The sequence below is a fragment of the Halomonas sp. PA16-9 genome (assembly GCF_009728585.1).
Classification (GTDB): domain Bacteria; phylum Pseudomonadota; class Gammaproteobacteria; order Pseudomonadales; family Halomonadaceae; genus Vreelandella; species Vreelandella titanicae.
In genome coordinates this window covers 1,613,171-1,629,115 of sequence record NZ_CP040451.1, presented here as the reverse complement: position 1 = coordinate 1,629,115, position 15,945 = coordinate 1,613,171, and the positions used below count along the sequence as shown (strand labels likewise).

The 15,945-nt window shown below is 48.9% G+C and carries 11 protein-coding genes; 4 read left to right on the top strand and 7 right to left on the bottom strand.

The features are described from left to right. Nucleotides 1-102: 102 nt before the first annotated feature. From FDY98_RS07550 to FDY98_RS07520, 7 genes are all read right to left on the bottom strand, one after another. Entirely contained in the window at nucleotides 103-1,398 is a 1,296-nt protein-coding gene (locus FDY98_RS07550) for a DUF6056 family protein (protein WP_027959611.1), read from the bottom strand. Further along, nucleotides 1,388-2,317, bottom strand: coding sequence for a glycosyltransferase family 2 protein (locus FDY98_RS07545; RefSeq protein WP_051430573.1), 930 nt, complete (start codon nucleotides 2,315-2,317; stop codon nucleotides 1,388-1,390). Before FDY98_RS07545 ends, FDY98_RS07550 begins: the two co-directional genes overlap by 11 nt. Before the next feature lie 5 nt (nucleotides 2,318-2,322). Continuing rightward, a complete protein-coding gene (locus tag FDY98_RS07540; protein ID WP_051430539.1) occupies nucleotides 2,323-2,721 on the bottom strand; it encodes a GtrA family protein in 399 nt (132 codons plus the stop codon). 119 nt (nucleotides 2,722-2,840) lie between these two features. After that, complete coding sequence (locus FDY98_RS07535) at nucleotides 2,841-3,053, bottom strand: DUF6447 family protein (protein ID WP_027959613.1); 213 nt, start codon at nucleotides 3,051-3,053, stop codon at nucleotides 2,841-2,843. Nucleotides 3,054-3,163: 110 nt separating this feature from the next. Continuing rightward, nucleotides 3,164-3,766, bottom strand: coding sequence for a hypothetical protein (locus FDY98_RS07530; RefSeq protein WP_027959614.1), 603 nt, complete (start codon nucleotides 3,764-3,766; stop codon nucleotides 3,164-3,166). A 213-nt stretch (nucleotides 3,767-3,979) separates the two neighbouring features. Beyond that, entirely contained in the window at nucleotides 3,980-4,783 is an 804-nt protein-coding gene (locus tag FDY98_RS07525) for a SapC family protein (protein WP_155705740.1), read from the bottom strand. A gap of 164 nt (nucleotides 4,784-4,947) precedes the next feature. Continuing rightward, the gene (locus FDY98_RS07520; protein ID WP_027959615.1) at nucleotides 4,948-8,067 is read right to left on the bottom strand and encodes a hypothetical protein; all 3,120 of its coding nucleotides are present in this window, start codon (nucleotides 8,065-8,067) and stop codon (nucleotides 4,948-4,950) included. A gap of 452 nt (nucleotides 8,068-8,519) precedes the next feature. Between FDY98_RS07520 and FDY98_RS07515 the strand changes: the two genes are divergently transcribed. Genes FDY98_RS07515 through FDY98_RS07500 form a run of 4 tightly spaced genes read left to right on the top strand, consistent with a single transcriptional unit; the run spans nucleotide 8,520 to nucleotide 15,942 of the window. Further along, entirely contained in the window at nucleotides 8,520-10,583 is a 2,064-nt protein-coding gene (locus FDY98_RS07515) for an ABC transporter permease (RefSeq protein WP_196518198.1), read from the top strand. Beyond that, nucleotides 10,576-11,535, top strand: a complete 960-nt coding sequence (locus FDY98_RS07510) for a GNAT family N-acetyltransferase (RefSeq protein ID WP_027959617.1) — start codon at nucleotides 10,576-10,578, stop codon at nucleotides 11,533-11,535. The genes FDY98_RS07515 and FDY98_RS07510 overlap by 8 nt, the downstream gene beginning before the upstream one ends. A 9-nt stretch (nucleotides 11,536-11,544) precedes the next feature. After that, a complete protein-coding gene (locus tag FDY98_RS07505) occupies nucleotides 11,545-12,471 on the top strand; it encodes a PIG-L deacetylase family protein (protein WP_141441428.1) in 927 nt (308 codons plus the stop codon). A 24-nt stretch (nucleotides 12,472-12,495) separates the two neighbouring features. Beyond that, nucleotides 12,496-15,942 (top strand): glycosyltransferase, encoded by a 3,447-nt coding sequence (locus FDY98_RS07500; RefSeq protein ID WP_051430543.1) that lies wholly within the window; start codon nucleotides 12,496-12,498, stop codon nucleotides 15,940-15,942. Nucleotides 15,943-15,945 lie beyond the last annotated feature (3 nt).

Here is a 15,945-nt window from a genome sequence, read left to right as displayed (position 1 = left end):
AAAAATTTGTTAGTGTAGCGCAATCACTATGATTTAACACCTCCACCGCAGCTAGCAAAACCAAACGGGCCCCCTTAGTGTTAACCAAGGGAAAAGCACACTTTAAGAATAGGTAAAAAAAGCGACAACGCTTGTCGCAGCAAGCAAGTGCCAGCTATACCGTGTTTTACCGGCAATGATAGCTATCAATAACAAAATGATGGCCGCCGATGCAAAAAGCACTCTTTCTTGAGAAACATACATGGTGGGCGAAAACCCCAACATACATGACGGTATAAAAGAAAGCACAAATAGCAATGCCGTATATACTTTAGACTTATTAAACTTCAGATTCTCCAAAAGAGCAAAGGTAAGCGCACCAGAGAAAAAAATCCCAAAAACCATTGCTCTGATAAAGTCATGAGAAAATGCTTCACGATAAGGTACTTGATACACCCCCCCTATAAAATCAATATTACCTGTCAACTCGGAAAAGTCAGAACTTGTATAGCCAAGTATATAACCAGACGTTAACATAATAAAAAGCAAGCTAACTGTCGCTATATATTTAGACAGCCTTGCATTATATCTTAACACTATAATGGCACAAAAAATGATGCTAACCCAGCTACCAATGTAGAAAAACTGGTACAAACCCAAACTTATACCAAAATATGCTTTCTCTAAAACACTCATGTCCAAAAATTCAGGAAAGTAGTTCCTAGCAGAAAAAACCATCCTTCCAGCATTTCCATCGCACAATATAAAAAATGCAAAGCCAATAAAATTGGCCAGCAAACCAAATCCAATCATTTTATTATAAAAATACTCACGTCTTAATATAAAAAAGAGGAAAAAATGAACTACAAAGTTCACAACCATAACTTGTTCATTAAAAGAACTAAAAACAGCAAGAATAAGACCAAGAGCAATAGTAGAAACACTTAGTTTCTGACCGATTATGCCGTACTTAACAACAGCCCAATAACATAACGAAGCCGTAACAGGCCACAAATAATTAATGGAACCTGTTACCCACCAGACACTCCAATGCATCATGTTAGCAGGGATTAGCCAGAAGCAAGCCATCACCAAGGCAGATATATTTAAACAAATTCGACTATCTTTGCTAGCTAAGGAGGAAATAGCAAAGCACATACTTGCAATAACGATGGCATTCAACAGCATCCACAGCGTTGTATGCGTTACCAGAAGAATCGTTACAAGGTCAATTAAAGACCGGGAAGACCACGTCGAGTAGCGGTCTACAAGCCACGCAAAGATGTCGCCACTATTAGCGACAGCTGCATACATTTCATCATCAGAATTCAATGCGGGGCCAGCAGCAACCTGTATAAACAAAGCCGTCAACAGAAGCACCAAGTAGAGACAGCCTCTGCGCGTAACATTAATCTTCATCGCTGTCATCCGTCAGATACACAGGTCTTTCCTTACTTTCGATATAAAGTCGACCAACATACTCACCTAAAACACCTATCGAGATAAGCTGAACTGAACCAAAGAATAATATAGCTGACATGATAGACGCGTAGCCAGGCCAGTCGACCCCAAACATCAATGTACGAGCGATAATAAAGGTCATATATACTAGGCTCAGTAGCGCAATGCATATTCCCACATAGGACCAAACACGCAACGGCCATGTAGAAAAGCTAGTAAGGCCGTCGAGCGCAAAGTTCCATAGCTTCCAGGCATTCCACTTTGTCTGGCCTAGATGCCTTGCTGGACGGCTGTATTCTACTCCAATAGAGCGATATCCGGGCCAGGCAAAAAGTCCTTTCATAAACCGATTGCGCTCGGGCAATTTTTTAAGCGCATCGACTACACGCCGATTCATCAGCCGATAATCTCCCGCATTGGCCGGGATTTCGGTATGGGAAAGCCAATTAAAGATGCGATAAAATAGACCTGCTGAAGCACGCTTACCTGGCGAATCTTCATTTCTCTCCCGGCGCATGCCATATACCGTATCGTACCCTTCTTGCCATAACCTGAAGAACTCGTGGATCAGTTCTGGAGGATCTTGAAGGTCAACGTCCATCGGTATGACGGCATCACCGCTAGCATGATCCAGGCCCGCCGTCATTGCCGCCTCTTTGCCAAAGTTACGCGATAATTTAATATACCGAACCCGTGGATCAACACGTTGTGCACGCTTGATCTCCGCAATAGTCCGATCTGATGAGCCATCGTCGATGAACAGGATTTCAAGGATTGCAGGAAGCTCTGCTAAATGCCGATCAATCGCTTCCAGAAATGGTGCGATTGATTCTTCTTCGTTAAACACAGGTACGATAAGGGAAAGAGTGCTTTCCATAGGAATCATTTCTCTTCTGTCTTAAAGGCCCAAAGCGATGAGGCGAGGTAAGTCAACACAGGCACGCAAGCTGTTGCGATAATCACTGCGACAAGGCCATCAATGCCGAGTGCAAGGCATCCCGTAAGGATGGCATTATTTACCAAGAACCCCCCTACGGCCACCAGCAGAAAGCGTCGCATAGAGCCACGTGTCTGGAAGGTAATATGGCGATGACCGTAAAAAGAGACCAAAAAAGCCACCAGAAACGCGACAACATTGATGCTATAGGGCGAGGGATTATGAACGTAAGCGAAAAGTAACGCGGCTACCAGCATGTGAGTCACGGTAGCCGCCCCACCAACAATGAGAAACCGAAACAACCGGAACACATCACGGTTGAACAGTCGGACGAGTCGTCGCATCAAGCTTCTTCCAAAACAGCGAAGCTAAGACAAAGGGCTATGAATTGAGAAAACTACACAGCATGTCAAAGATAAACTAGAGCCTCTAATAACGACATTAGAGGCTCAGCAATTCAATTTTAGTGGGTGTTCTGCACAGGCAGTTCTTGCTTGAGGGCATTTGCATAAGCCGTGCGTGCGGTTTGAGCAATTGCCAGCTGTTGGTTCAGCCGCTGAACTTCCTGATCGGTCACACGTAAATTAACCAACTGGTTACGTGCGTTCTCAGATAAGTCGGCAAGGTTATACTCATGACCATCGATTGTTACCGTTTTTGGATCTTCTTTCGCCATGTGATAATGCTCCATTTATGAATAGTCGAGAAAGATATAGCATTGTAACAGCTATGATGGAAGGCTTTCGCCTGACACTGCCATTGATGCCTTTGCTACAAGGGCAGTGATTACTCACTTTCTAAAGGGATAAACGCCAGCGCTTTCAATACCCCATCAACATTAGCACCCACTGGCAAGCGCTGGGTGACACGTGTTGGGTGCCGTAAAGCGTACGGCTTCAACGCGCTAGCAGGTAACGCAGCAGATAATGAAGGCACGCAGCGGCGTAGCGATAGATATTGCTGAACCGTCGAGGCATCATCCTGTACCTCGCCCCAGCCCACGGCCCCGTACCCTTTTACATACAGTAAAACACGATCGCCAGCACGATACAGGTTGCTTGCATTGATTGTGTGCAAGTCGAGCTTCGAGGGGTCGGAAGGGAGAGTAGCCTCAGCGAACGCCTTAGGTACAATATGCCAGAAATATCGAATGCGGAGTGTACTCTTTCCTTGCTTTGGGCAGCGTGCAACCGGTTGGGGTAAGGCTTCGCGCAGTTGCGCTTGGCACAACTGACGCACAGAGGACTGATAGGCAAGCCGAACCTTCAGTTCTTCTATGTGCGCCTCCACCTGATTTAAATTAATGAGCTGTTTACGCGCATTTGTACCTAACGCCCAGGTTGGGAATCGGCGGCCTTCAATAACAACGCTTTTGGGCAGTTTTGGCATTACGTTTCACGCTCGTCACCTAAAAATAAATGCAACATTCTACTGAACTCATAGTCATCGGTAAAAATATTTCTGGTCTGACTATTGCTCAGGCTTGGAGCGATCAATACCGCACGCTCATTTTTATAAAAAGTAGCTAATTAATAACGCCACCAAAGAGGGCTACGGTAGGTGGCAACTAACACTCCACCAGCCCTCATTTAGGGGCCATTATTAATCATCAAACTCAAAACTAATGCTGTCATCACCGCTATCAAATAGCGACTCCAAGTCGACTTTTGACGGATCCTGCTGAGTCCAGTTTTTATGAAGCCTGTATAGGCGAATAAGCACATCAAGCCGATGTTGAGAAAACAGCTGCCCGTAAATGATTGGGAAAGCACTGACTTGGCGTAGAGCATCTAACCTATCGACTGGCAATTCCCTTAACGCCTGTTCATCTATGCGGTAGAGCCCTTCTAGAGCCTGGAGTGGCGCCCCCTCTTGTGTGGCCATGTTTATCTTCCAGGGCATAATCAGCCCTAAACTCGACAGAATATTGACCGCTTTTTGTGTGGTACGCCGCTGTTGCTCATACTTAGTTAAAAACTTAATAAGTTGACCAAGCTGCTCTGCTGGCTGGCCTTGTTCATCAAAAAAGGGGTGACCTTGGTCACCTACGTTGTCAAGCACCAGACCGCTATCTTCATCGATCCCCAGCACATATTGTTTCTGCTCTTGATTATGTAGCAGCTGGAAAGGGTAGGCTCGCACCGAAGCTGGGCGATAGCTACCTATCCACCGCCCATCGGGATGAACAAATAAATTGCGCTGCTCATCTAATGAGCAAACTGCTACTAACTCGTAACTGCCGTCTTGCTGTTGACGAAAACCAGTAGGCATGGTGGATAGTGCGTGGGGCAGCTCTTCAGCCACCAAGGGAATAGCGCTTTGCCCGGCGATGTAGCTGTGGTCAGCCGGCTTTAGCCAACCTTTACCTTGGTGAAGGTCACTGGAAAGAGGAATAAAGCGAGACATAATATCCTTAATAAAAACGAACAAGCATTCGTAGCAACTGGGCCTCACTGGGCTCAGCCAAGCTACTTCCACAATGATAAAGACAAAGAAAGGAGGTATTAGTTCTTTAAAACGAAAAACCCCCGGCAAAGCCGGGGTTCTTTCGAGTAGCTATCAGCTATGCATTAAGCAAAGTTGGCAGCATCGAAGGTCTGAGTTTCACCGAAGTCCAGGATGCCCAGCAGATTGACGTCGAAGTCATCACTGTTAGCAGAAGAGGACAGGTGGAACGCTTTGTACTGACCAGTGGCACCGCCATCTTGTACCAGTAGAACGCTATCAGTAGCAACGGTTGTGCTGGCTTGGTCTTCAAAACGAGCAGCAACGTCTGCTGCGTTCAAGTTCACCCAGTTAACACCATCACGGGCATAGTCAGCGCCCGCGTAAGTATCAATTTCAATACCGCGGTTATCAACAACACCGCCAGCAAAGTTAGATGCACCGCCAAGGAGGCTGGTGAAGTCAAGGATGTCGTAGCCAGTGTTAGTCGCGTCACCAGACTCGAAGTTAACAATGCTGTCGCGATCGAATACGCCATCGATCTTAACAGTATCGTTGCTGAACTCACCTGTGCCGAGAACAATGACATCGTTACCAGTACCAGCATTGATAACGTTATCACTCTCAACAGAGCTTGCCACGCCATCTACTTCACCAACGGTGCTACCAGCAGTACCGATGTCATCAGTGTTGTAGATATCTTGGATAGCGCCAAGCTGAGCAGTTGGATTGCTTTCATCAGCTGTTAGCTGCGGACGACCTGTCGGGTTATTGGCGCCAGCAGCCAGAGGGCCACGGAAGTCAATGCTCAAGTCATCTAGGTTACCCAAACCCTGCTGTTCGTCAATTAGGGAAACGATATCAAGAATATTACCGTTACCATCATTGGCTTCAATCAGGTTCTGAAGAACTGCGTCGTTGTTGACCGCATCTTTAATAGCTTGATTGACTTGTAGAGCAGTAGTTTGGGTCTCGGAGTGCGGGACATCAACCCATACAGACTCAAAGCCTTTGAAGCTTACTTGAACCTGAAGTTTGAAGGCATTAAAGGTCTGAGCAACACCGTTGGCACCGTTAGACAGGTCAACAGCGCTGTTAGAAACGCCTGTCGGCAGAGCGCCATTTGCTGTGGAGTTAAATTCCCAGCGAGTGACTTGCTCGATAGCATTGCCGTTAATATCTGTAGCACCTGTCACTAATGGTGTTGAGCCATCTTCCAGGCTGATCAAACCAGAGTTGTCGGCGTAGATAACATCGTTACCAGCACCGGTGCTGATGGTGGCATCTCCAGCACCCCATGTACGTACTACGTCTTCACCGGTACCTGTGCTAATTGTTACCTGCTCTTGACCAAAGTCCTGGTTAAGCTGCTGGTTAACAATAGAAGCCGGCGCACCATCTGCATCAACAATGACGGTTTCAACTACGTTGTCACCGTTGCCTGCATTGATATTCAGCAGAGCGTCTTCACGCTGAAGCACGTCTTCCTGAACAACCAAAGAGATTTGGTCATCACCACCAGCAGTCTGGTAGTTGTAGTTAACGTTGTCGTCAGCAGGGTTAGCCTCATCGTCTTGAGCATCTAGATCGCGGGCAATAACGTCTTCAGTGATGTAAGAATTTAGCTTAACGTCACCGTCGAAGTCTAAACCGTTGAATTTTTCAACGTCGACCAGACCAGTGATGGAATCTAAATTAGCTAGCTCAACCGAGTTATTAGCATTATCAGACCAAGCGTTTAGCAGTTCAGCAACACCACGAACGCCTTCACCAGTAGCAGCCTGTTGGCCAACATTAAAGAAGCCGCTGCCTGTCAGGTTGATCTCTTTCAGGTGCTGACGGTACTGACCGTTGTTGTCAGTATCACGTGAAGTCAGTTGAGACAGCCATACGCCGTTTTCAGCGTCGACGTTGAACTCTTCAACACCTTTGTTGGAGTTAGACTGACCCGCTAGGTTAATAGTGGCGCCTTGCGAACCGTAACCAACGTTATCAAGATCAAGGTTGGTAGAGATCAGATCGCGAACAGACTCAGGTGCTTCGGTAGACAGGTCACCGTAAAGGGTGAAGCCGCCAGTTTCCTGATCACTGTAGGTGAAAGAACCACCGGAAATCTCACGACCTTGAGCATCAGTCAGGATAATGGTGCTACCTACTGCGCCTGGGATCGGCTGACCACCGTCGGTTGCAGTGAAGCTAGAACCGATTTCTGCGGTAAAACCAGCGAGATCGCTGTCATCCGCAATTGCTTCACGGATAGCAGACAGCAGCTCTGGGTAGGTTTTAGCTTCGAAGATAGCGTCGGAGCGCAGTACAGTCGCTTCACCGTCAACATTGAAACGAATACCGTCGATCGGCAGGTTACCCAGCGGCTCAGCAGTACCTGCAGCACGGATATCCAGCAGTTCGATGAACAGCTGTGAGTTGGTGTTGCGTGACTCGGAAGTCAGCAGCGGACTCAGGAACAAGCCTTGGTAAGTTTCTTCTTCACCCAGCTGATTGCTCAGGTTGAAGGTGTAGTCAGCAGAGTTAGTCACCGGACGACCGGCAGCATCCCACTCGACCTTACCAACGTTTGCGACAGTCTGAACATTGTCAGTACCGCCCACTTGTGGCACGAGTTCGCCGTCAGCATTAACTTCGAAGTTACCTTCATTTTCAGCAGAGCTATCGAAGTTGATATTGATAGTGTTGCTGGGAACGTCCGGGCCTTCGCCTGCTTCTGCTTCAATAGCTTCAATCGCATCGTCTACAGACTGCTGGTCAGCTGTAACGTTTGCTAAAAGAGTAGGCAGAGTATCGCTGCTGTAACCTTCTACGCCGCTTTCCAGATAAGCTTCGCTCACTGCGATTTTGTTGCGAAGAACGGCTGCTGCGCCTTCCAGGCCTTCAGGCGGCGTCTCTTGAAGCAGTTTTTCGCCGATTTCCATCAGCACTTGGCCTTCAGGAATGCCGTCGTCCAGACGCTGATTGATGAAGTCGGAACCACGCGTGTAACCCGCGCTACCTTCTTCCAAGCCCAAGCGGCCTAGAATCACATCAATTTTTTCTGCACGAGTGGCGCCTTCAGAGAACTGGCTGGTGTACGCTTCGGTGCGCGCCAGGTCAGTGCCTAAAGCATAAAAACTGGGATCGGCATCGATAATTGCTTCAAAGCGATCGAAAGATGCTTGATCTGGGGCAAAGTTGAACATGAAAGATGTAACACCTAACAGGTTCGTTTTTTGCTGTTCAGTAATAGCCATTGAGATAGAACTCCTTGCATTCTTGACAACGTTGTCGGGCTTCAGTCCTGAGCCACGCGAATAGACGTTAGCACAAGCTCAGATACCTCACCACTTTGCTGCTTGCGGTTTTGCGATATCGCAAGGCGATAATAGCAGCTTTTTGCTATTAGCCAATATTAATTGGCTAAATTCCCCAAGCCAGCATTTCGGTAATATGCCTATTAAGTTTGCTGCATGCAAGCACCCCAAGGCATACAAGGTGGTTGAAAGCTTTAATTTTTCGGCCTGGCTCTCTCCCGAATATCGGTTTTTTGCAGTCATTAAAAAAACATTGTTCGCTAACTTATTGTTCTGGCGCAGGCCAAACAGCGCAACTCGAACGACCACTGCTTTTTGGTTCTACCTGGCCTGGTTGGCACCCAGTAGCGCTAAGGGTAAGATAGCGCCCTTTGTTCACCTTGGAGCATGCTTTGGCTGCCGACCTTTTTTCACGTCATCTGCATTTACTATGGCAGTTCACACGCCGCGATGTGGCCGGGCGTTACCGCGGCTCGCTATTGGGCTTAGGCTGGACTCTGCTTTCACCTCTTATGATGTTGGCTGCCTTCACCTTGGTGTTTTACGGCTTTTTTGAATTGAAATGGCCAGTTGAGGCAACAGGCACGCCACAAATGGATTTTGCTTTACAGGTCTTTGTCGGCCTCCTGGCCTTCAACTGGTTCGCAGAAGTGGTCAACCGTGGCCCAGTGTTGATAACAGGCCAACCCAATTTGGTTACCAAGGTAGTGTTCCCTTTATCATTGCTAGCGTTTTCATCAGTATTGGCGGCGAGCTTTCAGGCTTTGATCAGCCTTGTACTACTAATGCTCATTACCGCTTTCTTGGTTGGGGGCAATATAACCTGGCTAGCGCTTCCTTTGGTGCTATTACCCTTTATGGCCTTATTGGTGGGTATTTCGCTATGGCTAGCAGCACTAGGCGTCTATTTGCGCGACCTAGGTCCCTTCATGGCGCTAGCGACGTCGGTGCTGATGTTTCTTTCACCTGTTTTTTACCCTCTTTCCAATGTGCCACCCGAGTGGCAAAGCCTTTATTTGCTCAACCCTTTGGCGTTACTGATTACCCAATTACGTGATGTGCTATTTATGGGCGCCTGGCCCAGCCTTAAAGTGATTACCGGTTTGGGGGTAGTCGCCACACTACTATTGACTAGTGGCTTTTGGGTATTTAATAAGCTACGCGGGGGTTTGCTGATGTACTCTGACACCCCCAGTGCGACCGTAGCCCGCGCTGAAACAGCTATTGCTTTGGAGGGCGTAAGTAAAACCTTTTACCGCTATCAACGACCATTAGACCGGCTATTGCTACAATTCAAGGGTCTCGCCCGGTTCGCAAGATACGACACCATTAGTGGCCTAAAGCCCCTAGACTTAACCATTCAGCGCGGAGAGGTCGTTGGCTTAGTGGGCCGCAATGGGGCAGGCAAGTCGACGTTATTACAGTTAGTGTGCAACACCCTTTCCCCTAGCGGAGGAAGGCTGCAGGTCAATGGTAAAATTGCAGCGTTACTTGAGCTGGGGTCTGGCTTTAATCCGGAGTTTACTGGTCGCGAAAATGTATTTATGTCGGCCGCTATTTCTGGTTTGAGCCGTGCAGAAGTGCAGGCCAAATTTGCAGAAATTCATCAATTTTCTGGCATTGGCGATTTTATAGACCAGCCAGTTAAAACCTATTCCAGTGGTATGTATGTGCGCTTGGCATTCGCCGTGGCTACCAGCGTGGAGCCTGATATTTTAGTCGTCGATGAAGCGCTCTCGGTAGGTGATGGTGCCTTTGCGCGCAAGTCGTTCGACCGTATTATGGCGCTGCGCGATACTGGGGCTACTATTTTATTTTGTTCGCATTCGCTCTATCAGGTGGAGGCATTGTGTGATCGCGCTTTATGGATAGAAGGCGGAGAGGTGATTGCCGACGATTCGCCTTCGCTGGTGGTGCCTCGGTACGAGCAATTTTTAGCCGGCGACGAGCAAAAAGAGCGTGGGGTTCGTCAAAGCGCTGCTCAAGACCAGCGACGCGTTTCACCGCAAGGTAGCGCGCGCCTAGTAAGCACGCAAGTATCCATTGACGGCCAAACTGCTAATGCTCGCAACGCAGTGATTAGCGGAGAAAGCCAGCTTAGCGTCAAGATTCGTTTTGCCAGCGACCCGTTACTCCCCTGCCCTGGTATTGCGGTAACCATTTCAACAACATCTGGACAAATTGTTACTAGCGCGGGTAGCTGGGAAGCCGGTGTTGAGGTTCAGCGCAACCATCAGGGCGAGGGAAGCGTCGTGCTTGATTTTCCTCAGCTAGCGCTATTAAAAGGTGAGTACCATGTAGGTGCTTACCTGTTTTGCGAGCGCGGGCTGCACAGCTACGAGTGGGTTGACCCGGTCAGTAGCTTCCATGTTACGCAGACTGGAATCGCGCGGGGCGTAGTTCGCTTGCCCCACCGTTGGCACTCTGTACCCAATAGTGCAGACGACCATGTTTAACAACGAATGGCAAACGCGCTGGGCTGAACCTAGCGATTTACCGGTTTTGTTGGCGCTTTTTGAACGCGTATTTGGCCATGCTATGCCGCTTGAGATGTGGCAGTGGAAGTACAGGTTTGCCTCCTCACCCGGCGTAGTATGTGTACATAAAGGTGACATCATCGCTTTCAATGGAGGCATGCCACGCAAGGCACTGGTGAAAGGTCACCCCTGCTCTATCGTGCAGATGGGCGATGTGATGGTTGACCCCGCTTACCGGGGTATCTTGACGCGCCGGGGCCCATTTTACCGGGTAGTGCAGGCTTTTTTTGCCGAGCAAGTGGGTATAGACCGCCCTTACCGCTATGCTTTTGGCTTCCCCCATGCCCGCCATGCCCGTCTGGGTAAGACATTAAAGCTTTACTGTGCCACGGATCGCATAGATGAAGCTCACTGGCCTGCACGCGTTATACGCCGCTTTCGCAGTACAGCCACCCCAATTCAAGCTCATCATGCGTCGGTAGTCGATGCCCTTTGGGCTGATATGGTAAAGGGGTTAGGGGCATGCGCCGTCGCTGTTCGTGACTGGTCTTGGCTATCGCATCGCTATCTTGATGTTCCCGAGCGCGGGTATCTTTGCTGGCTAATCAAAGAACGAATAACACAGCGCGCTTTAGGTGTGTGTGTGGTTCGTCAACATACTGCGGATACCGTCGAACTACTGGATATCATTGCCCCTCTAAGGGCTATGCCAGAAGTTGTTAAATGTACCCAGCACATTATATCCCGGCTGGGCGCTAAACATTTAAGCGCATGGCTGACCCCTTCTGTAGCGCAGCATCTTACCGACACCCAGCCACAATTAACATCTACCGAGGTAGTAGTGCCGGGTAGCCAGGTGAATGGGCTGACGCAGGGAATGGAAGTAGCTGAGTGCTGGTGGTTAATGGGCGGAGATACGGATTTTCGCTAGCCCTGAAAAGTGAACAATAAGGATATAGCGATGAGAGAAGCTTGGTACGTTCCCTACCATGCAAGCGCTCTGGTAGGAGAACGCGTAATGGTACTTGCCCCTCATCCAGATGATGAGGTATTTGGGTGTGGCGGCGCTTTAGCTCAATTGGTAGCTCAAGGCTCTGAGATTCAAGTGATTATTGCTACACAGGGGCCTCAGGCGGCACTTCGTTTATGTGAGTCTAAGAAGGCCGCCCGACTACTGGGTTACCCAGCGCCGGTTAATTGGGCGTTCATCGACCGTGGATTAGAAGAGGCGCGAGAAGCGCTAACCCAACAATTACTCGATGCGCTATTAGATTTTCAACCTGACTTGCTGCTGGCGCCTTCTTGTTGGGAGATGCATCCAGACCACCGGGCCGCCTGTGACGCGGCACTCCAAGCTGGCACGCGTTTTGTAGAACAAAGCGACACCTTGTTAAAGATTGCCTTATACGAAATTGGGGTTCCCTTAAGTGCGAACCAATTGGTAGATATTTCATCTGTTAGCGCTTTGAAAGCAGAGGCCATGCAGTGCTTTGAATCCCAGCTAGCAGAGCAACGTTATGCTGAGCAAATCGCCGGCCTAAATCAGTATCGTAGTTATACACTGGGTCTTGGCGTGACTGCGGCAGAAGCCTTCCATATAGTGCCCGCCGATGCGGTGTCAGCCACTATGGCACTACCCTCAGTCCAAGATCAGGCGCTTTTACGTTGCGAAAAAGCACTGCAACAGTCTGAGCTAGAATATACGCATCGCATTGACTCACTACAGAACGAAAAAGCGGTGCTTCAAAAGATGCTTAAGGATTGCCAGCATGCTCGCCAGGAGGCAGAGGGAACCTTGCAGGCTATTTATGCAACTCGTAGTTGGCGGTGGCTTTCACGGTTGAAATATTTATTAGGACGCGGGTAACCGCGTCGTGCTTTTAGGAAGTTTATGTCAACGCTTAGTCTAAATACTCCTGCCGTTAGCGTGCTTATCCGCAGCATGGATCGCGACCACCTTATTTCTGCGCTGGTTTCAGCCAACGCTCAAGACTACGCACCTCTTCATATTGTGGTAGTCAATGCATCAGGACAGCCGCACCGCCCCCTGCCCAATTTAAAGGTCAGTTGCGAGCTGATTGATCCAGGCGTACAGCTGGCGCGGCCCGACGCTGCAAATATGTGCTTGCAGGCGGTTCAAACGCCTTTGGCGTTATTTCTTGACGATGATGACTTAATTGATCCTCATCATATACGTCGCTTGGTGGAAGCGTTGAACGACTACCCTGCTGCTCCTGCCGCCTATGGCGGTGTGCGGTTAGAGTCATCCGGTGGTGAGTTGCTAACCAGCATGGATTCCCCCTGGGTACCTGGTGAGCTCTTGGTTCATAACACATTACCTATCCATGCGGTGCTGTTTCGGATGGATGCTGTTCAAGCAGGGAGTTGCCAGTTTGATAAGCGCTTCTCTCATCTTGAGGATTGGGATTTTTGGCTGCAGCTTTCTCAACAAGGTGACTTTATACACGTACCTGGCAACAGCGCGACATATTGCATGGCGCTAGGCAATTCTGGTTTATCTCAACAGCGTGATATTGCCACCTATCAAGATGCAAGAAGTGCTGTGTGGGGCAAGTGGTTACCCAAGGTTAACTCTGACCACCTGGCTAAAGGCCTCGCTTCACTCATAGACCGCCTTGAGCAATTGGAGTGGGATACTGAGCAACTGCATGCCAGCGAAGCAAAGTTGCATCAGCAAAATCATGAGCGACTAGGGCAACTACAGGAGCTGCGTGAGCATTATGAAAAGCTGCAAGAGTTACACTCTTCTTTGCATAAAGAGCATAGTGCCATATGGGAACGCTTTAATGCTTTGCAGCGTGAGCATAAACGCTATATTGAGCCAGAACCAATCGCCTCCGACGCTGGAAAGAAGCATCAGGCTCCCCAGCAAGAACATAGTTCATTACAACAAGAGTATGCTGCGCTCAAGCAAGCGCATGTAAATACGTTAAACCGGCTCAATACGCTGCAGAATGAAGTTAACGCCCTGCTTAACTCACGTTCTATGCGTATGACAGCACCTCTGCGCTGGATAATAAACAAGCTGCGTCAGATGCGTTCAGATTTTTCTGGGCGATCACTGCTCTCAGCAACTAAAACTGCGTCTAGCGCCCAACTGCCTATCGCGAGTGCTAAGCAAAAGCAGCCCGCCGGGCCCGTGGACATTATTGTTCCTGTTTATAAAGGATTAGAGGAGACACGCGCCTGCCTGGAAAGCGTTTGGGCTAGTGAGCCTTCTCACGCTTATCGACTCATCGTGATTAACGATGCCAGCCCTGAAGCAGCACTCACTGAGTGGTTGCGAGAAGCCTCAAAGGCACGGCCTATGGTGCTGTTAGAAAATGAGCAAAACCTAGGTTTTGTGGGAACCGTCAATCGTGGCATGGCTTACTCACACAATGCCGATGTTGTATTACTCAATAGCGATGCTGAAGTTGCCAATGATTGGCTAGATCGCTTGATTAAAGCAGCCTACCTGCCCACGACCCGTCCCGCGGCTAGCGTTACACCTTTTTCGAATAACGCCACTATTTGTAGTTATCCACGTTTCTGCGAAGACAACCTTTTAATCGAGGGGTATACGCTACCGGAACTGGATCAGCTTTTCGCTCAAACCAATGCTGGCCAAACGGTTGAGATACCCACGGGCATTGGTTTTTGTATGTATATCCGACGCGAAGCATTAGACGCAGTAGGACTATTTGACGAAGATAATTTTGGTAAAGGCTACGGTGAAGAAAATGATTTCTGCATGCGCACTTTAAAAGCAGGATGGTGTCATCTGCATGCACTGGATGTTTTTGCTTGGCATAAGGGGAGCGTTAGTTTTGGCGATAGCCAACCTGAACGAGTCACTAACGCGCTAGAGGTACTCCATACCTTACACCCAGATTATGAGGCGCGCGTTCATCAGTTCATTCAGCAAGATCCTGCTCAACAAGCACGTCTTGCCATTGATGTTGCCCGCTTGCGCAATAGCACTAAGCCACGCGTATTGATGATTAATCATCAGCGGGGTGGGGGAACAGAACGCCATTGCCGGGAGCTTGCAGACACACTAGTGAATGAGGTGGAGTGGTTAATGCTTCGTCCAAGCCCAGTAGGCGGAGCTAGGCTTTCTCTGCTAGACGAAGCAGAAGCGATGACGCTTGATTATGTACTGCCCGATGCTTTCGATGAAATGGTCGAAATGCTTAAAGCACTTGGGGTCGTGAGGGTTCACGTACACCATTGGCTGGGCTTCAATGACAGTATTCTAGAACTCGCTAAACGGTTAGGGGTGCCGCAAGATGTGACGCTGCATGATTATTACTCAGTGTGTCCGCAAATATCACTAACACGCGATGATAACCGCTATTGTGGAGAAGAAGGAATTCAACAATGCCAGCGCTGCTTGGCTCAGCAGCCAGCTCCTGATGGCAGTAGTATTACTGAATGGCGCGAGCGACATGCTGAGTGGCTACTTGCGAGTGATCGTGTTATTACCCCCAGCCAAGATACTTCAGCGCGGATAAAGCGCTACATTCCAAATCTGGATATAAAGGTTGCAGTCCACCCTGATCAAGAAAACGATACGTATCCCCCCCCTGCTTGGCAACCACCTGAAATGCACGAGCCACTGCGGGTGGCCGTCATCGGCGCTCTTTCGGCTATTAAAGGTGCGGATGTATTAGAGGATGTTGCCGCTCAAGCAGCCAAACTGGGCTTAAGCGTTGAGTTCCGGCTCTTTGGTTTTGCTTATCGTGCCTTTAAACCACTCAAAAACCTCTCAGTAACAGGCGCTTACCAAGACGATGAATTACCTACATTACTGAATGAGTGGCGGCCACATATTGCTTGGTTTCCGCCTTTATGGCCGGAAACTTATAGCTACACACTGAGTACCTGCTTGGCGCTCGGCTTGCCCATTGTGGCTACCAATATTGGCGCTTTACCAGAGCGTCTGAACGCGCGTCCGCACTCGTGGCTACTGGAGTGGGATAGCACCCCTAACCAGTGGTGTCATTGGTTCTCTTCTTTTGCACAACGCCCCGAATGTGCCGTTGGCTCAACGGCAGCCGAACATACATCATGGCCTACTATTCCTACCCCTTTTTATGCACAACAATATGCTGTTGATATAGATGCTGCTATTCCAAATAACAAACTGCCCAGTTTGCCCTCTCAATGGCAAGCTCATGCCTCTCATCCTGATACTAAGGCTATGCGAGCACGCAAAGCCTTAGTATCCATGCTCTATTGGCTTAGGGCACAACCATTTTTACGAGAACTATCTCGACATGTGCCAGCGGGCTTGCAGCGCAAAGTTAAAAGCCGTCTGCTGAAAGAGTCATAAACC